The sequence below is a fragment of the Arthrobacter sp. NPDC080031 genome (assembly GCF_040702485.1).
Taxonomy (GTDB): domain Bacteria; phylum Actinomycetota; class Actinomycetes; order Actinomycetales; family Micrococcaceae; genus Arthrobacter.
Window position 1 is genome coordinate 151694 of sequence record NZ_JBFBLA010000009.1, and the last position, 25200, is coordinate 176893.

25 protein-coding genes are annotated in these 25200 nt (G+C 64.5%); 17 read left to right on the plus strand and 8 right to left on the minus strand.

Annotated features, from left to right (window positions below):
• The first annotated feature begins 55 nt into the window (after positions 1-55).
• Positions 56-556: a 2'-5' RNA ligase family protein gene (locus tag AB0323_RS09765; protein ID WP_366177130.1), complete on the plus strand. Its 501-nt coding sequence runs from the start codon at positions 56-58 to the stop codon at positions 554-556.
• Between the two features lie 6 nt (positions 557-562).
• Here the strand turns inward: AB0323_RS09765 and pgm are convergent, their stop codons facing one another.
• Positions 563-2227 carry a phosphoglucomutase (alpha-D-glucose-1,6-bisphosphate-dependent) gene (gene pgm / locus AB0323_RS09770; protein ID WP_366177131.1) on the minus strand — a complete coding sequence of 555 codons (1665 nt, stop codon included), beginning with the start codon at positions 2225-2227 and terminating at the stop codon, positions 563-565.
• A gap of 207 nt (positions 2228-2434) precedes the next feature.
• On the opposite strand from pgm, the gene AB0323_RS09775 reads away from it, so the two are divergent.
• Positions 2435-3049, plus strand: coding sequence for a DUF4190 domain-containing protein (locus AB0323_RS09775; protein WP_366177132.1), 615 nt, complete (start codon positions 2435-2437; stop codon positions 3047-3049).
• Between the two features lie 82 nt (positions 3050-3131).
• Here AB0323_RS09775 and AB0323_RS09780 read toward each other — a convergent pair whose 3' ends face one another.
• The 3 genes from AB0323_RS09780 to AB0323_RS09790 are packed head-to-tail and all read right to left on the minus strand — an operon-like array spanning position 3132 to position 6859.
• Positions 3132-4631 carry a peptide MFS transporter gene (locus AB0323_RS09780; RefSeq protein ID WP_366177133.1) on the minus strand — a complete coding sequence of 500 codons (1500 nt, stop codon included), beginning with the start codon at positions 4629-4631 and terminating at the stop codon, positions 3132-3134.
• Positions 4632-4665: 34 nt separating this feature from the next.
• Positions 4666-6117, minus strand: coding sequence for an amidase (locus AB0323_RS09785; RefSeq protein ID WP_366177134.1), 1452 nt, complete (start codon positions 6115-6117; stop codon positions 4666-4668).
• Positions 6110-6859 (minus strand): peptidase E, encoded by a 750-nt coding sequence (locus tag AB0323_RS09790; protein WP_366177135.1) that lies wholly within the window; start codon positions 6857-6859, stop codon positions 6110-6112. Before AB0323_RS09790 ends, AB0323_RS09785 begins: the two co-directional genes overlap by 8 nt.
• A 185-nt stretch (positions 6860-7044) precedes the next feature.
• Here AB0323_RS09790 and AB0323_RS09795 point away from each other — a divergent pair, with 185 nt between their 5' ends.
• From AB0323_RS09795 to AB0323_RS09805, 3 genes are all read left to right on the plus strand, one after another.
• Complete coding sequence (locus AB0323_RS09795) at positions 7045-7371, plus strand: rhodanese-like domain-containing protein (RefSeq protein WP_364542642.1); 327 nt, start codon at positions 7045-7047, stop codon at positions 7369-7371.
• Positions 7372-7398: 27 nt separating this feature from the next.
• Positions 7399-8346, plus strand: coding sequence for a prephenate dehydratase (gene pheA / locus AB0323_RS09800; protein ID WP_366177136.1), 948 nt, complete (start codon positions 7399-7401; stop codon positions 8344-8346).
• Positions 8347-8475: 129 nt separating this feature from the next.
• Positions 8476-8709: a hypothetical protein gene (locus AB0323_RS09805; protein WP_364542647.1), complete on the plus strand. Its 234-nt coding sequence runs from the start codon at positions 8476-8478 to the stop codon at positions 8707-8709.
• A 27-nt stretch (positions 8710-8736) separates the two neighbouring features.
• On the opposite strand, the gene AB0323_RS09810 is transcribed toward AB0323_RS09805, so the two are convergent.
• Positions 8737-9783 carry a diacylglycerol kinase family protein gene (locus AB0323_RS09810; RefSeq protein ID WP_366177137.1) on the minus strand — a complete coding sequence of 349 codons (1047 nt, stop codon included), beginning with the start codon at positions 9781-9783 and terminating at the stop codon, positions 8737-8739.
• Between the two features lie 110 nt (positions 9784-9893).
• Between AB0323_RS09810 and serS the strand changes: the two genes are divergently transcribed.
• The 3 genes from serS to AB0323_RS09825 all read left to right on the plus strand — a co-directional run bounded on the left by serS (position 9894) and on the right by AB0323_RS09825 (position 13247).
• On the plus strand, positions 9894-11174 hold the full coding sequence (gene serS / locus AB0323_RS09815; protein ID WP_366177138.1) for a serine--tRNA ligase: 1281 nt from the start codon (positions 9894-9896) through the stop codon (positions 11172-11174).
• Between the two features lie 85 nt (positions 11175-11259).
• Positions 11260-12297: a hypothetical protein gene (locus tag AB0323_RS09820; RefSeq protein WP_366177139.1), complete on the plus strand. Its 1038-nt coding sequence runs from the start codon at positions 11260-11262 to the stop codon at positions 12295-12297.
• Between the two features lie 101 nt (positions 12298-12398).
• The gene (locus AB0323_RS09825; protein WP_366177140.1) at positions 12399-13247 is read left to right on the plus strand and encodes an HAD family hydrolase; all 849 of its coding nucleotides are present in this window, start codon (positions 12399-12401) and stop codon (positions 13245-13247) included.
• 37 nt (positions 13248-13284) lie between these two features.
• On the opposite strand, the gene AB0323_RS09830 is transcribed toward AB0323_RS09825, so the two are convergent.
• From AB0323_RS09830 to AB0323_RS09840, 3 genes are all read right to left on the minus strand, one after another.
• The gene (locus AB0323_RS09830) at positions 13285-14367 is read right to left on the minus strand and encodes an aromatic acid exporter family protein (protein ID WP_366177141.1); all 1083 of its coding nucleotides are present in this window, start codon (positions 14365-14367) and stop codon (positions 13285-13287) included.
• A gap of 67 nt (positions 14368-14434) precedes the next feature.
• Positions 14435-15034 (minus strand): hypothetical protein, encoded by a 600-nt coding sequence (locus AB0323_RS09835; RefSeq protein WP_366177142.1) that lies wholly within the window; start codon positions 15032-15034, stop codon positions 14435-14437.
• Positions 15035-15234: 200 nt separating this feature from the next.
• Entirely contained in the window at positions 15235-15723 is a 489-nt protein-coding gene (locus AB0323_RS09840) for an inorganic diphosphatase (RefSeq protein WP_364542665.1), read from the minus strand.
• Between the two features lie 136 nt (positions 15724-15859).
• Between AB0323_RS09840 and dacB the strand changes: the two genes are divergently transcribed.
• From dacB to folK, 9 genes are all read left to right on the plus strand, one after another.
• Positions 15860-17407, plus strand: a complete 1548-nt coding sequence (gene dacB / locus AB0323_RS09845; RefSeq protein ID WP_366177143.1) for a D-alanyl-D-alanine carboxypeptidase/D-alanyl-D-alanine-endopeptidase — start codon at positions 15860-15862, stop codon at positions 17405-17407.
• A 77-nt stretch (positions 17408-17484) separates the two neighbouring features.
• The gene (locus AB0323_RS09850; RefSeq protein WP_366177144.1) at positions 17485-18588 is read left to right on the plus strand and encodes a zinc-dependent metalloprotease; all 1104 of its coding nucleotides are present in this window, start codon (positions 17485-17487) and stop codon (positions 18586-18588) included.
• A gap of 104 nt (positions 18589-18692) precedes the next feature.
• Positions 18693-19730 carry a tRNA lysidine(34) synthetase TilS gene (gene tilS / locus AB0323_RS09855; protein WP_366177160.1) on the plus strand — a complete coding sequence of 346 codons (1038 nt, stop codon included), beginning with the start codon at positions 18693-18695 and terminating at the stop codon, positions 19728-19730.
• A 31-nt stretch (positions 19731-19761) separates the two neighbouring features.
• Entirely contained in the window at positions 19762-20313 is a 552-nt protein-coding gene (gene hpt, locus AB0323_RS09860; protein WP_059388924.1) for a hypoxanthine phosphoribosyltransferase, read from the plus strand.
• 289 nt (positions 20314-20602) lie between these two features.
• Positions 20603-22672 (plus strand): ATP-dependent zinc metalloprotease FtsH, encoded by a 2070-nt coding sequence (gene ftsH / locus AB0323_RS09865; RefSeq protein ID WP_364542675.1) that lies wholly within the window; start codon positions 20603-20605, stop codon positions 22670-22672.
• A gap of 10 nt (positions 22673-22682) precedes the next feature.
• Positions 22683-23357 (plus strand): GTP cyclohydrolase I FolE, encoded by a 675-nt coding sequence (folE, locus tag AB0323_RS09870; protein WP_366177145.1) that lies wholly within the window; start codon positions 22683-22685, stop codon positions 23355-23357.
• Between the two features lie 8 nt (positions 23358-23365).
• Entirely contained in the window at positions 23366-24271 is a 906-nt protein-coding gene (gene folP / locus AB0323_RS09875; protein ID WP_364542681.1) for a dihydropteroate synthase, read from the plus strand.
• Between the two features lie 29 nt (positions 24272-24300).
• Positions 24301-24660 (plus strand): dihydroneopterin aldolase, encoded by a 360-nt coding sequence (gene folB, locus AB0323_RS09880; RefSeq protein ID WP_366177146.1) that lies wholly within the window; start codon positions 24301-24303, stop codon positions 24658-24660.
• On the plus strand, positions 24657-25196 hold the full coding sequence (gene folK, locus AB0323_RS09885; protein ID WP_366177147.1) for a 2-amino-4-hydroxy-6-hydroxymethyldihydropteridine diphosphokinase: 540 nt from the start codon (positions 24657-24659) through the stop codon (positions 25194-25196). Before folB ends, folK begins: the two co-directional genes overlap by 4 nt.
• The last annotated feature ends 4 nt before the right edge of the window (positions 25197-25200 follow it).

The following is a 25200-nucleotide window of genomic DNA, read 5'->3' on the forward strand; positions in this document are numbered from 1 at the left end:
ACCACTGTGGGTAGGCGTCGCTGTGGGAGGGGCGCCGCGGTGGCAAAATTTCCTTATGCGGAACCTGATTCTGGTGGCGTTCGTCGAAGCCGTGGCTGACGGGCTGGTCTTCCCGCGCAGTGACTGGCCGCTGCACATCACCCTGTTGAGGTTCGACGTCGAGCCCTCCGATGGTGACGACGTCGCCGCGCGCCTCGCCGAGCTTGTTGCGGTGCCCGCGATGGGCGCCTTAGGTGCGGATCTCACCGTAGGGCCCGACGCCGGATTCGGTCACCAAGGGTCCATACCGGTCAGCCTTGTGGAACACCATCCCATTCTGCAGGGGCTGCACGAAGAAATGTTCGATGCCGTGGCAAGCGTCGGAGGGCGCGTGGCAACCCCGCGCTACGTCATGGAGAACTACCGCCCGCATATTTCGCATCACGACGGCAAGCGCCCCAAGCCGGGTGACGCCGTTGTGCTCGACCGGATCGCGCTGGTGGACATGGCGCCGGAAGGCAACCACACCATTCGCCGAATCCTCAAGCTGTGGCGCCTCCCGGCGGAGTCAAACTAGCTAGGGCTAGGAGATCACGCCGTCCACAAGCGCCTTGGCCTCTTCCTGGACCTGCTTGAGGTGGTCGGCACCCTTGAAGGACTCGGCGTAGATCTTGTAGACGTCCTCGGTTCCCGACGGACGGGCCGCGAACCAGGCGTTTTCCGTGACAACCTTGAGGCCGCCGATTGAGGCGCCGTTGCCCGGAGCCTCGGTCAGCTTGGCGGTGATTTCTTCGCCCGCCAGCGTGGTGGCTTTAACGTCCGACGACGAGAGCTTGCCGAGTGCCGCCTTCTGCTCACGCGTGGCGGCGGCGTCGATCCGGGCATAGACTGGCGCGCCGAACTGGTCCGTGAGGCCCTTGTACAGCTGGGACGGCGACTTGCCGGTGACCGCCGTGATCTCCGATGCCAGGAGGGCCAGCAGGATTCCGTCCTTGTCGGTGGTCCAGACGCTTCCGTCGCGCTTGTTGAACGAGGCGCCCGCCGACTCTTCGCCACCGAAGGCACCCTCGCCGGAGAGCAGTCCGGGGACGAACCACTTGAAGCCCACGGGAACCTCAACGAGCTTGCGGCCCAGTCCGGCAGCCACCCGGTCAATGATGGACGAGGAGACGAGGGTCTTGCCGACCACGGACTTGGGGTTCCAGCCCGTGCGGTTGCGGTAAAGGTAGTCGATCGCGACGGCGAGGTAGTGGTTGGGGTTCATCAAGCCGCCGTCGGGGGTCACGATGCCGTGGCGGTCGGCGTCGGCGTCGTTTCCGGTAGCGACGTCGAAGGCTCCGGTGCCGGCCGAAGCACTGTCGGACATGCGCTTGATGAGAGAAGCCATGGCCGACGGCGAGGAGCAGTCCATGCGGATCTTCTCATCCCAATCGAGGGTCATGAATGCCCATTGCGGGTCCACGGTTGGGTTGACCACGGTCAGGTCGAGCTGGTGACGCTCGCCGATTTCACCCCAGTAGTCCACGGATGCGCCGCCCATGGGGTCCGCGCCGATGCGCACCCCGGCGGTGCGGATCGCATCGAGGTCCAGGACGGATGGGAGGTCGTCCACGTAGCTGCTCAGGAAATCGAACTTGCCCGTGCCATCCGCTTTGAGGGCGTCGTTCAACGGAATCCGCTTGACGCCGCGCAGCCCGTTTTCCAAGAGCTCGTTGGCCCGGTTGGCGATCCAGCCGGTGGCGTCGGTGTCGGCCGGGCCGCCGTGCGGAGGGTTGTACTTGAAACCACCGTCGGCCGGAGGGTTGTGGCTCGGGGTGACCACGATGCCGTCCGCCTGGGGCTGGCCGGGGCCGGCTTCGTTGTTGTACTTCAGGATTGCGTGGCTCAGGGCCGGGGTGGGTGTGTAGCCGTGCCGGGCGTCGATCAGCACGTTGACGCCGTTGGCAGCGAGCACTTCAAGGGCGGAATTCTGCGCTGGTTCGCTCAGCCCGTGGGTGTCCTTGGCCAGGAAGAGCGGGCCGGTGATTCCCTGCCCTGCACGGTATTCCACAATCGCCTGCGTAATGGCGAGGATATGCCCTTCATTGAATGAGGCCTTGAGGCTCGACCCCCGATGCCCGGAGGTGCCGAAGGCAACGCGCTGCGCGGGATCACTCAGATCCGGCGTCACGTCGTAGTACGCGTCAAGAAGAGCGGTGATGTCTACAAGGTCCTGGGGAAGGGCAACAGTGCCCGCACGGCTAGCCATTGACCCAGCATGCCAGACCGTCAGGTGAGCTTGAAGAGAAAACCCACTATTGCGGTGCCTGTGACTTCGTATTTCCGCTTGACCGAGGAAGATTCACTGCCCGTTTACCGGAGTGCTGCATGGGGTTGGGGAGCCGGGCCTCCGCAGCTTATGTGCGCCTTCGCTCGGCGGTAGGCTGGGCACAAAGACTCGCAAGGGGGATTTTCCATGACCGACCAGCCAGCTAAACCCGAGAACGCTCCGGAAGGCGACGAACCGCCCAAGGGCTACGAACCGCCGTCGTACAGTCCGCCTGCACCCCAACCGGGCGAAAACCCGTACGGTGAGCAGCCGTTTGCCTCGCCGGCGGCCGCTGGCCCCTACGGACAGCCCCAGGCGCAGCAGCCACAATCACAGCAGCCGCAGGAACCATACGGCCAGCCCGCCTACGGACAGCAGCCGGCAAGCCCCTACGGACAGCAGCCGGCCGGCCCCTATGGACAGCCCGCTTCGCCGTATGGGCAACCTCCCCAAGGCTACGGGCAGCCGGCCAGCCCTTACGGACAGCCCGCTTACTACGGCATGCCGGTCGAGCCCAAGGGCCTGAGTATTGCGAGTATGTGCTGCGGGATCTCGGTCTTCGTGGGCTTTGGCTTCTTCGTCCTGCCCCAGATTGCCGCCGTGATCCTCGGCCACATGGCCCTCAGGAAGGAACCGGCCGGCAAAGGCATGGCCATTGCGGGCCTTGTAATGGGGTACCTCGGCATTGTTCTCGTGACCATATTCTGGGTCTTTGTCGCGATTTTTGCTGCGGCTGCTTCGCGTTACAACTACAACTACTAGCAACAACGACGGCGGCCGGTGCCTCTGGCGGGAGTCCCACCAAACGCACCGGCCGCCGTCGCGGTTTAAGTCGGTGGCGTGACTAGCGCACGCCGCCCATCAATTTCTTGATGGCGGGTGAGCCGGCTGCCAAGGCCACGGCGATGACCACAGCCGTGCCGCCGACGCCCAGGAAGTAAGGCAATTCGTCGTCAGGGTTGTACAGTCCGGCCAGGATGCCGGCCAGTGCGGTGCCCAGAGACACCGAGAGGAAGAACAGGGCCACCATCTGGGTGTGGAAGGCCTTGGGGGCCAGCTTGGTGCTCACGGACAGGCCGATTGGGGACAGGAACAGCTCCGCCAAAGTGAAGAGGAACAGAATTCCCACAAGCACCAGCAGGGGGGTCTTTCCTGCCCCGGTCAAGGGGATGAAGGCCAGGAACGCCAGGCCCATGACGAAGAGTCCGGCAGCGAACTTGATGGGGGAACCCGGCTGCTTCGGACCAAGCTTCGTCCACAGGGCAGCCATGACGCCTGCGAACACGATGATGAATACAGGGTTGATGGACTGCACCCAGGCTGCCGGCATTTCCCAGCCGAAGAGGTTGCGGTCCAGTTTTTCCTCCGAGTACACAGCAATGAACGTGAACTGCTGCTGGAAGAGTGCCCAGAACGCTGCCGACGCGATGTACAGCGGAATGAACGCGACAACGCGCTTGCGCTCAAACGGCGTGACCTTCTTGCTTCTGAAGATCAAGGTGAAGTAGATCAGCGAGGCGACAATGGCTGCGTAAGCCATGCTGCGGGCCAGGTTGCCGGGGTTCACTACGCCGGTCATCAGGAGCACGGCGATCACGACGGCGATGCCGAAGAAGATGAGCCCGTAACGGCTCCGCTGTGCGGAGGGAAGGGGGTTCGGGACGCGGTGGGCTTCCTCCGGGAGCTTGTTTCGACCCAGTGCGTAGATGACCAGTCCGATCGCCATGCCGATGGCGGCTGCGCCGAAGCCCCAGTGGAAGCCGTCGCTTTCCTGCAGCCAGCCGGTAACGAGCGGTCCAATGAGGGCGCCGAGGTTGATGCCCATGTAGAAGATGGAGAAGCCGGCGTCACGCCGTTCGTCCTTCTCCCCGTAAAGGGTGCCAACCAGTGCTGTTGCGTTCGCCTTGAGGCCACCGGATCCGATGCCCACCAGCACCAGGCCTGCCACAAGGCCCGGGATCCCGGGCAGGAGGGCAAGCGCGACGTGGCCGGCCATGATCATGATGGCGGAACCGAAAAGTACCCGTTCGGAGCCGAAAAGCCGGTCCGCCAACCATGCGCCCAGGATCGTGGAGAGGTATACACCTCCTCCGTACGCGCCAACCAGTCCGGCGGCGAGCGATTTGTCGATCGAGAGTCCGCCGTGGTCTGCGGTGAAGTACATGTAGTAAAGCAGGATGCCCTGCATGCCGTAGAAGGAGAATCGTTCCCACATTTCTACGGAGAAAAGGCTGGCCAGCATCTTTGGGTGGCCGAAAAATGACGTATCGCCCGCGTTTTTGGCGGGCGTCCGCGTGTCTAGAGTTGTGCTCATCTGATCCATGGTGACATTGACTGAGCGCATTGTCACATCATTTAGATGCCTCGGGCAACTATTCTCAGGCGATAGGGGCAGGTTTTTGCTGCCCCTCAAGCTGCCTTGCGAGCCGCAGGAGCAGGAGCTCGGATCCTGGCTTTCCGATGAGCTGGATGCCCATCGGAAACCCCGTTCCCGGTGTCAGGCCGGTCCAATGGACGGGCACACTGATCGCCGGCAGCCCGCACACGTTCACCATGGAGGACCAGGGCGCAAACTCGCATTGCTTGCGGTAGTCATCGTCCGCGTCGCCGGGCCAATCGGGGGCCGGCCACTGCTCGCCTCCGGGCGTTGTCCCGGTGAACCAGCCCACGGGCCGTGGCGTCTGTGCCAGCGACGGCGTCAGGACGAGGTCCCACTGCGCGTACTGGGCGACCGTGTCGTGGGTGAACTGGCGCAGGAAACCGAGCGCTTCGTTGACCTTGCCTGCGGTCCGCTGTTGCGCCCTACGCCGGAAGGTCCGGGTCAGCGGGGTCAGCAAGGCTTCGCGCTGGGGCAGGATCCGTGCGCTCCCGACGCCGGCTGTCCAGGCAGTCGTGAACGCTTCCGGATAGCGATTGTCGTAGCGTATCTCGGCGTCGAGCACTGAATGGCCCGCTTCCGTCAGTAGTTCGATGCCCTTGGCGAGGGCATCCAGGGCCTCCCGCTCCGGGGCGAAGGGGAAAGCGGTGGACCACGGGCCGTCCAGGCTCGCGCCGATGCGCAAGGCCGCGGGCGTTTCCTCAAGGCCCGCAAGGTAGCCACCTTCCGGCCGGACTCCGTTCGGGACGAGGGCATCCATCATGAGCGCCGCGTCCGCTGCGGAGCGCGCCAAGGGCCCGGCAACTACCAAACGCGCGGCGTCGCCGACGCTTTCGCCAGCGGGCACCAAGCCCCGGCCCGGCTTCAACCCCAGCAGTCCACATGCTGCAGCGGGAATACGTATCGACCCGCCGCCGTCGCTCCCGGGCGCGAAGGGGACCAAGGCCGCCGCAACCGCGGCAGCGCTGCCTCCCGACGATCCGCCGGAGCTGCGGCTCAATGCGTGGGGATTGCGCGACGGCGGTGCGATGCGGTTTTCGCTGTAGGCCGTGAGTCCGAACTCCGGAACCTGAGTCTTGCCCAGTGAGATGGCACCGGCGCCTTTAAGCGTCGCGGCAAGGGCTCCGTCCTCCGGAGCGGGCTTACGGTCCAGGGCTCCACTGCCGTGGGTGGTCACGACTCCCGCGACGTCGGTGAGATCTTTGAAAGCCAGCGGCATGCCGTGCAGGAGGGGAAGCCCGGGACCTCCGCTGCTCCGGCGAACGAACGCTGCGTCAGCGGCCCGGGCGTCGAGCATGGCCTGGTCTGCCGTCACCGTGATGAAGGCGCCCAACGTACGGTTCAGCCGTCCGATCCTCGCAAGGAAGTGCTCCGCCGTCTCAGCCGCAGAGAGCTGACCGGAGGCCAAGGCCTGGCGCAACTCGACCGCGCCGAGTTCGTGGATGTCAGCCAAGGAAGCGGGACTCCAAGCGCTCCTCCACAGCGACGGGAACGGCGTCGGCCGAATCACCGGGCACCGCGGTGACGCGGTAAGCAGCCTTGCCCCTGACTTCGGCGACGACGTCCACAAGTTCCGTGCCTCTGTAAACGAGCCCGACGCCGTCGTCGGTGCAGTGCGTTTCCCCCAGCACGCCCTCTGCCACCAACTGGTGGACCAGCGGGCGGCGGCCAGGCTCGGAGTCATAGTGGACGCCGTTGGCGTAGGGGAGGAAGCCCAGTCCGTTGGTCACGGCACGCAATTCCGGGCCGTAGGAATCCGTGGTGCCGCCCTGGAACCAACAAATCGAGCCTGCGGACACTCCGGCCAGCACCACTCCCTGTTCCCAGACGCGGCTCAAAATGCCATCCAGCCCGTGGGCACGCCACACGGCCAGAAGATTGACCACGGAGCCACCGTTGACCCACACCACGTCCTGTTCCAAAAGGTAGGCCTCTGGATCGCCGTAATTGGGCATCGTGAAAAGGTTGAGGTGGCTGAAATCGAACCCCGAAACCCGTGCGGCTTGGTCCAATTCCGCCGCGAACCAACGCTGGTCACCGGAGGCCGTGCCAATATGCGCCACCCGCGGTGCGCGTCCGCTCACCCCGGAGAGTTCGACGGCGTGGTGAACCAGGAGGTCGAACTCCATCCTGGTGCGATGACCGGACTTATAGCCTCCGGAGGTTGCCAGAATGGTGGGCTCGCCGGCAGCCATGGTGCCTCCTCCCCGACTTGAGTGGTCTCGCTCGCAACAACGGCGAACATTTAACGCCAACACTAGTGCCGCAGCGGCCGAGTGAGGAAGTGCCGTTACGTTCCCTTGCCGTAGCGAAGCGAGGCAAGGGTAGCGGCGGGGACTAGGCTTGATTTGGAGATCTGAATCTACTGGAAGGGACTCACGTGAGCGATTTCGAGACCGTGCCCGTCGGCGATGTTCCGGCGGACGCGAAAATCTTGGATGTCCGGGAGGATTACGAATGGGTAGCGGGCCACGCCGAGGGTGCATTCCATATTCCCCTTGACCAGATCCCGGCCCGGCTTGACGAACTCGACCCCGACGATGACCTGTATGTCATCTGTCGTACGGGTGGGCGGTCCTACCGGGTGGTTCAGTGGCTGGTGGGGCAGGGCTACACCGCCACCAACATTGCTGGAGGCATGGACATTTGGTGGGAGTCCGGCCGCCCGATGGTTTCGGAGAACGGCCTCAAGCCGGTTGTCCTCTAGTCACGTATAACACCTAAGGAATATTCAATGTCGTCATCCGCGCTCACCTACACCTTCCTGGGTCCGGAAGGCACCTTCACCGAGGCTGCCCTCCTACAGGTCCCCGGCGCGGCCGATGCCAACAGGGTGCCTTGCACCAACGTGAACACGGCTTTGGAGAGGGTTCGCCAAGGCGAGGCGGATGCGGCCATGGTGCCGATCGAGAATTCGGTGGAAGGCGGCGTGACCGCCACCCTGGATGCCATCGCCACCGGAACCGAACTTCGGATCATCCGTGAAGCGCTCGTTCCCATCACGTTCGTGCTGGTTGCCCGGCCCGGCGTTAAGATCTCGGACATCCGCCGGATATCCACCCATGGCCATGCCTGGGCCCAGTGCCGGCTGTGGGTCGACGAAAATATCCCGAATGCGGAATACGTGCCGGGCTCCTCCACGGCTGCAGCCGCCGTCGGGCTTCTTGAAGGCGAGGCGCACTATGACGCCGCCATCTGCGCCCCCCTGGTCGCGGCCGAGCGGCCGGGCCTGAATGTCCTTGCGGAGAACATCGGCGACAATCCCGGCGCAGTTACCCGCTTCGTCCTGGTCAGCCGTCCCGGGGCACTGACTGAACGCACGGGCGCGGACAAGACCACCGTCGTCGTGCCCCTTCCCGAAGACCGCCCCGGCGCCCTGATGGAAATCCTGGACCAGTTTGCCACCCGCGGAGTCAACCTCAGCCGCATCGAGTCCCGGCCCACCGGCCAGTATCTGGGGCACTACTTCTTCAGCATCGATGCCGACGGCCACGCGTCGGACGCCCGGGTAGCCGACGCCCTGGCGGGCCTGCACCGGATCAGCCCGGCCACCCGATTCCTAGGGTCCTATGCGCGGGCGGACGAGCAGAAAGCCTTGGTTGCTCCGCATACCTCCGACGCCGCGTTCGCATCAGCACATGCCTGGGTCCAGCGAATTCTGGGTGGGGAACCGGGCGCTTGACCGGCCCGGATCCGCTTCGCCAAGCGTTGGATAATTGACTCTTCAACCCCTATCGCGTGGATAAAACTGTGCGTATGCTTGCTTGATCCACAAGTGATGGACGCATGCCCCAAACGGAGGGAGCGGGCCATGTCAGGAAATAGCAATGACACCAGCGGCCAGGGAATGATCGTCAATCCCAAGCCCAAGGCGGACAACCAAGACTGGGACGGCGACGACGCCGACCGGGCTGATCGGCTGCGCTTTGAGGAAGAACAGGCAATGATTCGCGAGCAATCGGAAGCGCGCGCAGCCGCCAAAGCCCTGGCAGAACGCAAGTTGGCAGAAGACAAAGCAACCGGAGCGGCGAAGAACGCCAAATAGCGCGTCCCGCTATTCCACGCGCAGGGCTTATTGCACGCGCACAAGCAGAGAACGCGGCTCCACCTTGACGGTGACCTTTGTGGCTTCGCCCGAGGGATCACCGTCAAGTTGCGTGGCCATCGGTTCGCTGCTGCTGATGACCACCTTGCCCGAACGGTAGTAATTCATGACCGGCAGGTTCCGGTTGTGCTTGAACAAGATCTTGGTGTACACCGCGATCCAGCCGATGGCACTGCGCGGGCTCATGACCACAACATCCAGGACGCCGTCGTCGATCATCGCGCCGGGGATGAAGTCGATGCCCCCTGGAATCAGGCCGCAGTTGGCGAACAAGACGCTTCGGATTTTCCGGGATTGCTCTGGCGCGTCGTCCATGGCAATGGTGACCCTTTTGCGCCGGCCGGGCAGGTGGCGGACGCCCGCCTCGGTGTAGGCCAGCCAGCCGACCGCCTTCTTGAGGCCGTCGTTGGTATCGCCCACAACCTCGGCATCCAGGCCCATGCCGGCGATCACCAGGAAAGCATGCTCGGAAGAGGCGCCCGTCCGGTCGTTGTGGATCGCCATTCGGGCGGTGTCGATGTAGCGCTGGTGGCCGAAGAGGGCTGTGTGGACGTTGCCGCGGAGATCGTTGACATCCAGATTCACGTTGCGCGCCAGCAGGTTTCCCGTGCCCAGGGGAATCAAGCCCATCGCGACGTCGGTGTGCGCGAGTGTCTCTGCCACCACGCGCACGGTACCGTCGCCGCCGCCCACGAGTACGACGTCGGGCTTATACGCAAGTGCCGCCTTGGCCTGCGAATGGCCGGGGTCCTCCGCGGTGGTGTCGAAGAAACGGGGTTCGTCCCAGCCGGCAAGATGGCAGGCTTCGCGGATGATCCTCCGTGCGTCCTCAGCCTTCGCCTTCACCGGGTTGAGGATCACGGCGACCCTTTGCAAGCCGGCCTCGGGCTTGTGGGCGTCTTCGCGTACAGCGCTGCGGGTATGCCTGGCCCTGAGCCGGCGCACGCCCCACCAACTGGAGACGGCGAAGACCACGCCCCCAGCCAGAATCACGTACAGGATCCAGTTGCTCATGGTGCTTCAACCCTATCCCGCTGCAGGTGTGGCCGCGCACGGCGGCAGGGGTGCCTGCCGCCGTCGGGCACTGGCCGCGGAGCAGTGCGCTCATTCGATACTCTTGTCTGGTGATCGACGTAAAAGACCTCAGCGAAAACCCGGACAAGTTCCGTGCCAGCCAGCGCGCCCGCGGCGCCGACGAGTCCGTGGTGGACGCGATCATTTCCGCCGATGCAGACCGCCGCGCGGCACTGATCCGCTACGAGAACCTCCGTGCGGAACAGAACGTCTTCGGCAAGAAAGTGGCACAAGCCAAGGGCGAAGAAAAGCAGGCGCTGCTGGCCGAGGTCAAGGAACTGGCCAACTCGGTCAAGGCTGCCTCCGCCGAAGCCGACGCCGCCCAGGCCAAGCAGGAAGAGCTGCTCCGTGTCATCCCCAACCTGATTGTGGACGGCGTGCCCGAGGGTGGCGAGGACGACTTCGTGGTGGTCAAGACGGTCGGCACACCACGCGAATTCACTGATTTCGAGCCACGGGACCACCTGGAAATCGGCGAACTCATCGGCGCGATCGACATGGAACGCGGCGCCAAGGTGTCCGGTGCGCGCTTCTACTTCCTCCGCGGCGTGGGTGCCCGCCTGGAGATGGCATTGCTGCAGATGGCCATGGACCAAGCCGTCGAGGCCGGTTTCGTGCCGATGATCACCCCCACCTTGGTGCGTCCGGAGATCATGCAGGGCACCGGTTTCGATGTAAAGCACGACGCCGAGATCTACCGTCTCGCCGAAGACGACCTTTACCTTGTGGGAACCTCGGAAGTGGCCCTCGCCGGCTACCACGCTGACGAGATCCTGGATCTTTCCGGCGGCCCCATCCGATACGCCGGGCAGAGTTCCTGCTACCGCCGCGAAGCAGGTTCGCACGGCAAGGACACACGCGGCATCATCCGCGTCCACCAGTTCAACAAGGTGGAGATGTTCATCTACACCACGGTTGAAGAGGCCGCTGCCGAGCACGAACGCCTCTTGGCCTGGGAAGAGGAAATGCTGGCCAAGGTCGAGCTCCCGTATCGCGTGATCGACACTGCGGCGGGCGATCTCGGCATGTCCGCGGCCCGGAAGTTCGACTGCGAAGCCTGGGTCCCCACCCAGAACGCGTACCGCGAACTCACGTCGACGTCCAACTGCACCACCTTCCAGGCCCGCCGCCTCAACATCCGGGAGCGTGCGGTCAATGAGGATGGCGTGGCGAAGGGCACCCGCGCGGTCGCGACCCTGAACGGCACGCTGGCCACCACCCGCTGGATTGTGGCCATCCTGGAGCACCACCAGAACCCGGATGGTTCGGTCAACGTCCCCAAGGCACTCCAGAAGTACCTCGGAGGGCTCGAGGTCCTGCCCGTTCTGTAACCCCGGAATGCCGGGACGAACCGGTCCTCCACAGCCTCGCTTGTCCACATAGAGCGAAAGCACGGCTGACGCTGCGGAGCGATCCATGGATAGTAATCACATGGACATCCCTCCGCAGCTCATTGTCTCCGCCGAGCGGCTGGCGCTCACGGGCTCCACGGCTGTGATCCACCGGCCGTTCCGGGCAGGACACCTCGTCCGGCTGAGGCGCGGGTACTACGTGAAAACCTCCACCTGGGTGGAAGCAACGCCTGCCCAGAGGTTCGAATGGTCCGCAGCTGCGGTGGGTCTGGCATTCGACCGGCCCGTCTTTTGCGGTGAGTCCGCAGCCGTCGTGCTTGGCGTCCCGACACTTCGGCCCCCGGAGTTCGTCGATCTAGCCACTTCCTCGGAGCGAATCACCGGACGGCGGCCAGCCACGTTCGTTGTCCACGGAAACAGCGCGCTTGCCGAAAAAGCCCGGAATGCAGGCAACCATCCCATGCGCTACGTCCTTCGACGCGACGCGCAGGCCGTGCTTTCCGGCCAGTTTTCCTGCACCAGCCCGGTGCAGACGGCCATGGATGTCATGTGTACCTCGTCCTTCAGCCGCGCGCTGGTTGTAGCTGACGGAATCGCACGAATGCTGCGGGAACAGGGTTTGCTGGGGCAGGATGCGTGCTTGCTCGAACACCCTGGGATCGCCTTGGCACTGGACGGGATCGTTGCGGATGCCACCAAGCACCGGGCAGTCCGCATCGCGAGCCTGGCCAACACGAAGGCCGAATCAGCGGGGGAGTCATTCAGCAGGGCTGTCATCGAACTGTTGGGCTTTGAGCAACCGCTCCAACAGCACACGATTGTTGACTCCGGCCAGTTCGTTGCCAGAACCGATTTCTGGTGGCCGGAGCAATCGATCGCCGGCGAATTCGATGGCAAGCAAAAGCACGCGGACGAGGACATGCGGGGGGATTGGAGCGCGGAGGAGGTCCTCCATCGGGAGAAGCTACGCGAGGACAGCATCCGTGCACTGGGGTTCACCGTAGTCAGGTGGAATTGGGCGGATCTGGAACAGCCAGGCCGCCTTCGGCAGAAGCTTCTGCGTGCCGGACTACGGCCTCGTGCCGGGCACCGCCCAAGTTAACATTCACACTGTGGACAAACGTGGGAGTATTCACCGCGTGTTAATCCGTTGCTGTGTCCTGCGTCCTAGCTGGTGTCGGTGGGGTCTGCTTCACTGGAGGCATGACTATTTTGACTGGTACCTCAGTCGCTGGCATCGATGACCAGCGGAATTTGAATCACAAGCTCATGATCGCGTTGGACGTCGACGGAACCCTCGTGGATCACGATGGCCACATGTCGCCAAGTGTCCGCGATGCCGCAAGGGCCGTCGTCGCCCACGGCCACGACGTCCTGATAGCCACCGGCCGCTCGTTGAACGCCACGTTGCCCATCATTGAGCAGATCGGACTGGAACGCGGTTATGCCGTGTGCTGCAACGGCGGCGTCACATTGCGGCTCGACCCCCAGCTGGACGCAGGCTACGAGATCATTCACAAGGCAACTTTCGATCCCGCCCCGGCGCTGATGGCTCTTCGCGAGCAGCTTCCGTCCGCCAAGTACGCGCTCGAGGACGAGGACGGGAACTTCCTCTCCACCGAGCGGTTCCAGGACGCCAGCTTCGGAGTCGAGGCAATCGGCGTCGACTTCCAGACCATGCTCGATGCCACTGCGGTGCGTGTCGTGGTGTTCAGCAGCGAGAACACGGCCGAAGAATTTTCCACAGCCATCCGCAGGATCGGGCTGTCCGGGGTCACCTATTCAGTGGGCTGGACGGCCTGGCTGGATATCGCCGCCGCCGGGGTCACCAAGGCCAGCGCCTTGGAGCAGTTGCGCCAGCGGCTCGGCACCCACCCCCGCCACACCGTGGCAGTGGGGGACGGCCGCAATGACATCGAGATGCTCAGCTGGGCCGGGCGCGGGGTCGCCATGGGCCAGGCGCCTGAGGAAGTCATCGCCGTCGCGGATGAGGTCACTGCTTCGGTGTACGACGACGGCGCGGCCCTCATACTGCGTCGCCTGGTGGGCTAGCCCCGCGCGGTCGGGCCAGCCGGCAGACGCTCACGGCTCAGGCGGCGTCGGAGACTACTGTGATCATGCGCCGCAGGCTCATGGCAACCGACGCGGCGGCGTTCACGGGCGCTTGGCCGGCCGCCGCCTCCGTGACGGTTTCGCTCAGTGCTGCCACACTATCCCGGGCTTGGTCCAAGGCATTCTTGAAATCCTCGGCGTCCCCATGCCTCCACTGCCGGATCATTTCCGCAACGTCTTCCAGCGCCTCAGCCAAATTCGGCGGGACACCCTCCGGAATGACCGTTCCGGCGTTCTCTTCCCAGATCACGCTTGCCAGGATGTCCGTGATGTCCTGCACGTGAAAGGTCAGCCGTTCCACCACCCGCAAACCGGCGAGGTCGCCGGTCAGCCGCCTGGCCCGACGGCGGGACCGTGGGTTCGCTTTGGCGCTCAACTTCGCCGCATGGACCGCTGCACGAACCGCGGCGGCGGTGCGGGAGAGCTCTCCGCTACGGCTCGCCCACTCCTCGTGGTTCGGCGGCCAGGATTCGGTCATGGCGCTGGCCATGTCCCGGAGTTGCTTGGACAGCGCCCGTTGGTGTCCGTCGATGGCAGGATCGATGCCTTCAAGATGCAGGGGAGGGAAGATCAGCCAGTTCACTGCGAAACCGACCGTCACTCCCATGCCCATTTGCAGGACATACGCGAAAGAGAAGCCCTGCGCATTCGAGTAACCCAGCACCAGTACGAACAACGCCGCCATGGGAACCCATTCGGAGGCGCTGCCGAGTCGTGGCAGGCCGCCGATGACCACCCCCAGGCCGACGACGACTGCGACCGCCAGTACGTTGGGGGTGGCGACCGTGGTCACTGCGAAGGCCATGGCAATGCCCAATCCGAGTCCCAACAGGCTTTGCAGCCCGTGCTTGGCGGAATCCGCCACGGTGGGGTGCATGCTGACTAGGACGCCCAAGGGCGCGTAGTAGGGGTACGCGGCGGCAGTCCCAGGCATAAATGGCGCAAGGTACCAAGCCAGCCCGGCCGCGACCGCGGTCTTGGCAGCAAACAGGAGTCGGTGGCCTGTGACAGCCTGCCTGAGGGCGGGAAGAAGCCGCCCAAGCTTCGGCTTGGAGATCATGGACTCAAGGTAGGCCGGGAGGAATGGATGTGTCGAGGACGATATGGCTGGCGGCGTTCCGAGGTAATCAGTAAACCTCAAGGATCAACTGCAGCAAGCGGGCTGCGGCCGGCCTGGCGGCGTGCTCCTCCACCCATTGGGCGCGGGCCAGGGCCTTACTCACGGCTTGGGTGCTGATTCCCAGTTCCTGGGCCACGGCTTTCTGTTGTCCACGCACCCCCGGTGTCAGCAGGTCCAGGACGCGCCACTCAGCGACGCTCCGATGCTGCACAATGTGCCCTAGGAGGCGCAGTACTGCCTCCGATTCGGCGGCGAGGGCAGCGATCGGGCCCTCGACGGCCACGGGGATCCGCTCTTTGCCATTCCGCAAGCGGTCAACGGCGCGGCGTGCGTAGACCAGCCCGTGTCCGGAGGCGTCTTTGATTTGCCTGGGCAGGGGTTCGTTGACGGGCCCGACGCCGATTCCCACATACCACTGTCCGCTCCGCAGGGCGATGAGCGCCGAATCCACGGCCTGATGCGGAAATTCCACGATGCCCTGGACCTCGTCCTCCACCGAGCGGTCAAAGTCCAAGCACGCCGGGATGTGGCGCAGGTCCTTGAGCAGCTGCGGTACGAGGTCTCCGTTGCCGCGGCTGTCGCGTTGGTTGATGGTCAGGGTGAACATGGTGGATCAAACATTACCGGCAGGTAGCGGACTTTCAAGCGGTTAATTCAGAGTCAACTGCTCGTTACGATGGCGGCTGCCCGGCGACTGTGGGCCGATCCGCTGCGCGGGGGACCCTACGCCTTAACGACGACGGCGGCGGGTGCGGTTCGCTTGGAACCGCACCCGCCGCCGTCGGACGGGTTGCTTGCCGGACGCTGTTAGTGCGCGCTCGGAACGTAACGCTTGATGGAAGCTTCCAGCTCGGCTTCGGCGGCGGCGCGGTCGGCCCAGCCTTCAGCCTTGACCCACTTACCCGGCTCAAGATCCTTGTAACGGGTGAAGAAGTGCTCGATTTCCTTGATCAGGAATTCGCTGACATCAGTGATTTCCTGGATGTGGTCGAAACGCGGGTCGGCCGGAACGCACAGGATCTTGGCGTCTCCGCCGCCGTCGTCGGTCATGTTGAAAACGCCGATGGGGCGGGACTCAACGATGACTCCGGGGTACAGGTCGAAGTCCTGCAGGAGCACCAGTGCGTCCAGCGGGTCGCCGTCCTCGCCAAGGGTGTTCTCGAAGAACCCGTAGTGGGTGGGGTACTGCATGGAGGTGAACAGGACGCGGTCCAGGCGGACGCGGCCGGTCTCGTGGTCAACTTCGTACTTGACGCGCGACCCCTTGGGGATCTCGATCGTGACGTCGTGCTTCATGGAATGCTCCTTGACGGTATTGGCATGGGCGCGGCAACAGAGCAGCCGACGCCGCCGACTACTATTGAGGATATAGCGAGAGGCCCAAGTTTCTTGAAACGGTGGGGACATTCAAGACTTTGAGGACTAAGGCTGCATGAAGGGCGTTGACGAGGCGGGGGCTGAAAAGCAGGCTCCGGAACAGCAGGAAACTCCCGTTCTCAGGCCCAGGAAGCGCAGACCCGCGAAACCTGCGTCGAAGGGCGTCGTCCGCTTTCTGCCGCTGCTCTTGTTGACCTTGGTGATCGCGGCATTGGCCGTTCCGATGGGCCTCGGAGTCGCGAGCGGATTCTTCGGTCCAAGCTTCTTCGGGGTAGCCGGTACGCCCGCGCCTAAGATGCCGGCCTGGCAACAGGTCCCCAAGCAACTGAGCCGCACCCAGATCGTTGCGCCCTTGGACGCTTCCGCCCCGGTTCCGCTGCCGGCAGATGTCACGAACCAGCTCAACGCCCTCCTGACGCCCGACGGCGGGGGAGACTTCACCGGCGTCGTTGAGGATGCGTTGACCGGGCTTCCGCTTTACGATCGCGACGGCGCCAAGAACCGGGTGCCGGCGTCCAACATGAAGCTGCTCACCGCAGTCGCGGCGCTGCGGGCGATCGGCCCGGAGACACGCTTCAGCACGCGGGTGCTGGCGGGACCTTCGCCCTCGACCATCATCCTGAGCGCCGGGGGTGACGTCCTGCTCGGCGACGGCCCGTCCCAGCCAAGCGGGGTGCTTGGCCATGCCGGCCTGGAGACCCTCGCCAGCGATGCGGCGAAAGCGCTCCAGGACCGCGGCGTGAAGGGCCCGGTCACGGTGCAATTGGACGATGGACTATTCACCGGTCCGGCTTTGAATCCGGCGTGGAGCCCCGACGACGTCGCTGCCGGCGAAACTGCGCCGATCTTTCCGATCGCCCTGAACTCGGCCCGGACGAGCGCGGGGGCAACCACCGGTCCGCGTCCGCAGGACGCCGCGCTCACCGCGGCCGAGGCTTTCGCAGGGAAGCTCCAGGCCGCGGGCGCTTCTGCCGGATTTACTGTGGTCCCCGGCGTGGAACGCGCCTCCGCTCGGGCGGCAAAGCAGGACGTCCTCGCCAGCGTGGTGTCTGCGACCGTCCGCGAGCAAGTGGACTTGATGCTCCAAACCTCGGACAACTACCTTGCAGAGGTATTCGGCCGGATGGTAGCTCTGTCCACGGGAAAGCAGGGCTCGAACGACGGCGCGACGGCGGCCGTGAGCGCCCAGGTGGCGGAACTGGGGATCGCCACGGACTCCATGCACTTGGCAGACGTCTCCGGCCTTGCCTTGGGCAACCAGGTGTCGGCGCGGCAGTTCGCGGATGTGGTGCGGGCCATCACCTCGGGACCGGACACCCGTCTCCGGGCCGCCCTCGCCGGGTTCCCGGTGGCCGGGCTGACCGGGACGCTTGGCGACCGCTACGGAGACGCCAGCACCTCCCAAGGGGCGGGACTGGTGCGGGCCAAGACCGGCACCCTGAATTCAGTGATCGCTTTGAGCGGCTATGTGGTGGACGCGAACGGCCGCCTGTTGGTCTTTTCCTTTATCGGCAACGGGCTGACCCCGGGCGCGGCGGGGAACAAGGTAGCGCTGGACAGATCCGCCACGGCACTGGCGTCATGTGGTTGCACTGGTCGTTGACGTCCGCCGCTGCCTGACGTTCGCCGCTGAGCGAACTTAAGGGTGCAGATTCAGACTGTTGTGTTCTGATGGTTCATATGGAGTCTCAGCAGCAAGCCCAGTCCCTCATCAACTGGGAGCTGGCCGCCTCCACGGCCGCCCGCCTCGCTCCCCCCGGCCCCGTACTGAGTGCGGCCCAGATCGGCAAAGCCGTGGACAGCCTGCGTTTCAGCGCGGACATCTCGGTACCGCACGTGCACGACATCACCGGTTTGGAAGCCGCACGGGATCTTCGCGATTCCCACGTGCTGGTGGTTGACCGGGCGTCGTGGGCGAAGGCCAATACCCAAAGTTTTGCCGTGATGCTCCAGCCGGCCCTTAAGCAAATGCTGGATTCCCGGCGGGGCCCGGCGATGACACCGGCTGCGGCGGCCGCGAGCGGCGCCATCACCGGCAGCCAGCTCGGGGCTGTGCTTGCCTTCTTGTCGAGCAAGGTCCTGGGCCAATACGATCCCTTCGCCGCGCTCGCCCCGGACTCGAAAGCGCCGCCCGCGGGCCGGCTCTTGCTGGTGGCTCCGAACATCATCTCCGTGGAACGCGAGCTCAACGTCGATCCTGACGATTTCCGGCTCTGGGTCTGCCTTCACGAGCAGACCCACCGGGTGCAGTTCGCGGCGGCACCCTGGCTCCGGACCCACATGCTTGAGGAAATCGAACGCCTGAGCACCAACTTGCTCGGCAATGTGGACTCCATCATGGACCGCGCCACGGCTGCCGCCCGGTCCCTGCGCGACCGCTCCACAGGTGCGGTGCCCGGCCGCGGGGCCATCCTGGACCTGCTGCAAAACCCCGAGGAAAAGGCCTCCCTTTCGCACCTCACAGCCGTCATGAGTTTGCTGGAAGGCCACGCCAATGTGGTGATGGACGCCGTCGATTCCACCCTCATCCCCTCGGTGAAGACCATCCGGCAGCGCTTCAACGCACGGGGCAAGGACCGCGGAATGATCGAGAAATTCATCCGCAACATCCTCGGCCTGGATGCCAAGATGCGCCAGTACAGCGACGGAGCCAAGTTCGTTCGTGAAGTGGTCGCGGTGGCTGGCATGGAGGGCCTGAACCGGGTCTGGGAGTCGGCCGAAAAACTGCCCACCGAAGCCGAAATCCACGACTCCAAGCTGTGGCTTGAGCGGATGGGGCTGTGACCGCAGGCACCACATCGGGCCCTGAAGCAAGCGGCAAAGATGCGGCAAGCAGCGGACGACGGCGTCCCGGGCGTTTGGCGCCCGTCGTCGGCAAAGCACGGAACATGGTGCAGGACGCGCTGGCATCCGCAGGCTATCCCGAGCGGATCCTGGTGGCTTGCAGCGGCGGGCCGGACTCCTTGGCGCTCGCCTCAGTGGCAGCCTACTTTGCACGCCGAGGCCATGTGCACGGCCGTCCCGTGAGCGTGGCCGCCGTCGTGGTTGACCACCAGCTGCAGGAAGGCTCCGGTGAGGTCGCGGCACGAACGGTGTCGATCCTGGAGGAGCTGGGTCTCTCACCCGTCCAGCTGCGGACCGTGGAGGTGGCCGCTACCGGCTTCGGGCCCGAGGCGGCAGCCCGGGACGCCCGGCACGCGGCCCTCGAAGCAGCCGCCACCGAACTCGACTGCGGAGCAATCCTTCTCGGGCACACCCTGGACGACCAGGCCGAACAGGTCCTGCTGGGCCTGGCCCGGGGCTCGGGGACTCGCTCCCTCGCCGGAATGCGGCCCGCCCGCGGCAAGCTCCTTCGTCCCTTCCTCGGCCTTCGCCGCGCGGAAACACTCGAAATCTGCGAGGTCGAGGAACTCGAAACCTGGCACGATCCCAGTAACGCGGACCCCGCCTTCGCCCGCTCGCGGACCAGGGCTGAGGTGATGCCCTTGCTTGAGGACAAGCTGGGGCCCGGTGTTGCCGAATCGCTCGCCCGCACCGCCGCGATCCTCCAACAGGACGCCGACTTCCTGGAGCAGCTTGCCGCAGAGAGCTATGCGGGCCTGGCGAACCGGACGGACGACGGAGTCTGGCTCCACGAAGACGCCTTGAGGAATTTGTCCCCCGCGCTGAGGTTCCGGGTGATCGCGAAGGCAGCGGTCGACGTCGGGGGCCAACAGCCCGGCTACGGGCGGCTTCAGGCGGCCGAAGCGCTACTGCGCCGGCAGGGATCGGCGGGTCCCGTGCAGCTTCCCGGAAACGTCAGCGTCTACCGAGTATCCCTGAGCGAATTGGAGCGGGAGGCCTCAGCGGGGACAACTGCCGTTCCCCGCGAAGGCGGCGGCTGTGGGAAGCTAGTATTCCGGCATCAAAGATCGCCCCAACACTAGCCGCACCCACGCATCAACACAGGAGCCATTGGTGGATTCAAACGACGTCCAGGCAGACCTCAAACACGTTCTCTACACCAAGGAGCAGATCCAGCAACGGATCGCCGAACTTGCTGCACAAATTGACAAGGACTACGAGGGCCGCGAACTGCTGATCGTCGGTGTGCTCAAGGGCGCCGTCATGGTCATGGCAGACCTCGCGCGTGCGCTGCACAGCCACGTCAGCATGGACTGGATGGCGGTGTCTTCCTACGGCTCCGGTACCCAGTCCTCCGGCGTGGTGCGCATCCTCAAGGACCTTGATACCGACCTGATGGGCAAGGATGTCCTGATTGTCGAAGACATCATCGATTCCGGCCTGACCCTCTCCTGGCTCAAGACCAACCTCGAATCGCGGGGCACCGCTTCCGTGGAAATCTGCACGGCTTTCCGCAAGCCGACGGCCGCCAAGGTCGAGATCGACGTCAAGTACGTCGGCTATGACATTCCCAACGAATTCGTCGTCGGCTACGGCCTTGATTACGCCGAGAAATACCGCAACCTGGACTTTGTGGGAACCCTCGCCCCGCACGTTTACGAGTAACTCTTCTCGCATGAACCACCGCGGCCTTGTTCGCGGAGTGAAAGCGGCCTCCCGTTCGGGAGGCCGCTTCTCGTTGTGCAGTGAGCTCGGGGATCCTGAAAGAACCATGGATTTCCCCCGGGAGTCTCCGGAATTCCGCGTTGATGTACGCCTAGAGGGAACTTTTGCCCCTCACTGTGCGTGAATCACTCCGAACGGTGTAAAGCTAGAAACTGACGCAGCACCACACGCGCGCAGAAGCTGCGCCGTGCAGCACTACCAGGAGGGACGGGGCGGAGCCCCCGAACAGATGAAAGCTAAGAGTTTCTTCAAGGGCCCGGGCATCTGGATTGTTGTCGTAGTCGGCTTGCTCCTGGTGGCATTTGCAACCCTTGCCCCCGGTGGATCCACCCGTATCGACACCGACAAGGGCCTCGCGATCCTCGCGCAGAGCGGCAAAGTGGACCAGGCCAAAATCTACGATGCCGAGAACCGCGTTGACCTGACGCTGAAAGACAACCTCGTCATCGATGGCCAGGACAAGGGCAAGAACGTCCAGTTCTTCTACGTCACCGCGCGGGCCGGGGACGTCGTCAAGGCCGTCACCAACGCCCAACCATCCGGCGGCTTCACGGACCAGCCTGTCGAGAACAACTGGTTCTCCGGACTGTTCTCGCTCCTCATCCCGGTACTCCTGCTGGGCGTGCTTTTCTGGTTCCTGCTCTCGCGCATGCAAGGCGGCGGTTCCAAGGTGATGCAGTTCGGCAAGTCGAAGGCCAAGTTGGTCAACAAGGACATGCCGCAGGTCACCTTCGCGGATGTCGCCGGAGCCGATGAAGCCGTCGAAGAACTCCAGGAGATCAAGGAATTCCTCGCGGAACCGGCAAAGTTCCAGGCCGTTGGCGCAAAGATCCCCAAGGGCGTGCTGTTGTACGGGCCTCCGGGCACCGGCAAGACCCTCCTGGCCCGCGCCGTCGCCGGCGAGGCCGGCGTCCCGTTCTTCTCCATCTCCGGCTCGGACTTCGTTGAAATGTTCGTAGGTGTCGGCGCTTCCCGTGTCCGTGACCTCTTCGAACAAGCCAAGGCCAATGCGCCCGCCATCATTTTCGTTGACGAGATCGACGCCGTCGGACGTCACCGCGGCGCCGGTATCGGCGGTGGCAACGACGAGCGCGAGCAGACCCTCAACCAGCTCCTGGTCGAAATGGACGGCTTCGACGTCAAGACCAACGTCATCCTGATCGCGGCAACCAACCGTCCGGACGTCCTGGATCCTGCCCTGCTCCGTCCTGGCCGCTTCGACCGCCAGATCACTGTTGAAGCTCCGGACCTGATTGGTCGCGAACAGATCCTCAACGTCCATGCCAAAGGCAAGCCGATGGCCCACGGCGTCGACCTCAAGGGCGTCGCGAAAAAGACCCCCGGCTACACCGGTGCGGACCTTGCTAACGTGCTCAACGAGGCCGCCCTCCTGACGGCCAGGTCCAATGCAAACCTGATCGACGACCGCGCCCTGGACGAGGCAATCGACCGCGTCATGGCCGGCCCGCAAAAGCGTAGCCGCGTCATGAAGGAAATGGAGCGGAAGATCACCGCCTACCACGAGGGCGGTCACGCCCTGGTCGCGGCAGCATTGCGCAATTCAGCCCCTGTCACGAAGATCACCATCCTGCCCCGGGGCCGCGCCCTCGGCTACACCATGGTGGTCCCGGAGGACGACAAGTATTCGATCACGCGCAACGAACTCCTGGACCAGATGGCCTATGCCATGGGTGGGCGCGTTGCAGAGGAAATCGTCTTCCACGACCCCTCGACGGGCGCCTCGAACGATATCGAAAAGGCCACCGGAACCGCGCGCAAGATGGTCACCCAGTTCGGCATGAGCGAGCGCATCGGCGCCGTGAAGCTTGGCGCAGGCGGCGGCGAACCGTTCCTGGGCCGCGACATGGCCCAGGAACGCAACTACTCCGACTCGGTGGCGTACATCGTCGACGAGGAAGTGCGCCGCCTGATCGACCAGGCCCATGACGAGGCCTATGCCATCCTGACCGAGAACCGCGACGTCCTGGACCAGTTGGCCTTCGAACTGCTCGAGCGTGAAACGCTGAACCAGGCCGAGATCGCCTACATCTTCCGCGACATCCGCAAGCGGGACTTCCGCGAGGTCTGGCTGTCGAAGGAATCCCGTCCGGTACAGACCATCCCACCGGTGGAATCCCGCGCAGAGAAGGCCGAGCGCGAGGCACAGGAACAAGCGAAGAAAGCTCGTCTCGAAGAGCCCTTGGACGCTCAATCCCCGCACCCGCAGGGAGTCGGCAGCCAGGAGTCATTCACCGGCCAGGGACCTGACGCGGGCACCGACGTTTCGCATCAAGGCTAAGCTTTCTGCTGTGACTCACATCGACGACGACGACTTCAGCGGTGCCGCCAGTGATGACTTCGGCGGCACCTCCGGGGGAAAATCAGGCGGCCACGGCCACGGCCACGGCCACCACCCATATAAGGTCGACCGGCCACGCATCGAAGCGGCCGTCCGCGAGATCCTCATTGCCGTGGGCGAGGACCCGGACCGCGGCGGACTGCTGGATACCCCGAGGCGCGTCGCCAAGGCCTACGCCGAAGTCTTCGCGGGCCTGCACCAGGATCCCGAGCACGTCCTGTCCACCACGTTCGACCTCGACCATGAGGAACTCGTGCTGGTCAAGGACATCCCCTTCTATTCCACCTGCGAGCACCATTTGGTACCGTTCCACGGCGTCGCGCACGTCGGATACATCCCTTCGCACGACGGGAAAGTGACGGGGCTGAGCAAACTGGCCCGCCTCGTGGACATTTATGCCCGCCGTCCCCAGGTGCAGGAACGCCTGACCACCCAGATCGTCGAAGCGCTCGTGACCCACCTCAAGCCCAGGGGAGCGATCGTCGTCGTCGAATGCGAACACATGTGCATGTCCATGCGCGGCATCCGCAAGCCCGGCGCCAAGACCGTCACCAGCGCAGTGCGCGGGCAACTTCATGACCCGGCCACCCGCGCCGAAGCCATGAGCCTCATACTCGGAAGGTAACAAAGACCATGGATTCCCTCGCAGCCGCACCAGGAACGGGCCCGGCTACCAGCCCCCTGCCCATTCTCCGCAAACCCCGTCCAGCCGCCCGGTTCGCGGACCTGCCGACTGACCGCACGCTGGTCATGGGAATTCTGAATGTCACGCCGGATTCATTCAGCGACGGCGGCAAGCACCCCACGGCGGACACCGCCATCGCCCACGCTCTGCGCATGTTGTACGCCGGAGCGGACATCATCGACGTCGGTGGCGAATCGACCCGCCCTGGCGCCGAACCCGTCTCACCGGAAGAAGAGCAACGCCGGGTCTTGCCGGTGATTCAGGCACTCGTGAAGGCCGGGGCGCTTGTCAGCATCGACACGACCCACGCGTCGACGGCCGCTGCGGCTGTGGAGGCGGGCGCCGCGATCATCAACGACGTCTCCGGGCTGAGCATCGAGCCTGAGATGGCCGAACTCGTCGCTCGTACCAAGGTGCCCTACGTCCTGACGCATCGCCGGGGCGACGCGGAGACCATGAACAGCCTTGCCGACTACGGCAACGTTGTGGAGGAAGTCATCGAGGAGCTTAAGGGCGTCCGCGACAAGCTCTACGCGGCAGGCGTCACACCGGAGCAAATCATTGTGGATCCGGGCCTGGGTTTCTCCAAGGACGAGGACCAGAACTGGCAACTCCTCAAGTACATCGGCAAGCTGGATGAGCTTGGCCACAAGGTCCTGATCGGAGCTTCCCGGAAGCGGTTCCTCGGAACGCTCCTGACCGTGGCCGGCAAGGCGGCGGCACCGGAGGAGCGGGACCATGCCACTGCGGCCATCACGGCAATCAGTGCCGCGAACGGGGCCTGGGCTGTGCGCGTCCACGACGTCGGCCCCAGCCTTGACGCGGTCAAGGTTGCTGCGCGCATCCGACACTAAGCTTAGTGAACAGAGGGGGAGGAACGGGCTTGGACAGGATCACACTGACCGGCGTGACCGCCGTCGGGCATCACGGCGTCTTCGACTTCGAGCGCCGGGACGGACAGCCGTTCGTCGTTGACGCGGTGCTGTACACCGATTTCAGCAAGGCCGCGGAAACGGATGACCTGCAGTTCACGGCCCACTACGGTGAAGTGGCCGAGTACATTACGTCCCTCATCACCGGCGAGCCCCTCAACCTGATCGAAGCCCTCGCGGTCCGGATCGCCGAGGGGATTCTTGCCGGCTTCAACGTCGCCGCCGTCGATGTCACGGTCCACAAACCCAAGGCTCCCATCGAAGTGCCCTTCGGTGACGTCACAGTCAGTGTCCGCAGGGAGCGTGCATGACCTCCCCTTTCACGAAAGCCATCCTGGCCCTTGGCAGCAATCTAGGCGAGCGGAACGACACCCTGTCCACCGCCGTTGCCGACCTCGTTGACCGCCCGGAAATCCGGCTGCTCGGTGTCTCTCCCATCGTGCAGACCAAAGCCGTGGGCGGGCCCGTGGGGCAACCGGATTTCCTCAACATGGTCATCGCCATTGAGACCACCCTTGCTCCGCTGGAACTCTTGCAGCACTGCCACGACGTTGAACAAATGCACCACCGGGTCCGCGAGGTCCGCTGGGGCCCGCGCACTTTGGACGTGGACATCATTGTCTACGGCGAACTCACGAGCGACGACGAAACACTGACCCTGCCGCATCCGCGGGCCGCGGAGCGGGCCTTCGTGCTCTATCCGTGGGCCCTCCTGGACCCTGCAGCGCGGCTCAACGGTGAGAGCGTCGCCGAGCTTGCCGCCAAGGCCGAGGACTTTCCCGGGCTTCGGCCTTTCGACGGTTTCGACGGATCCGGCAGCGTCGCTGCCGCGGGAGCGGTGGAGTAAGTCC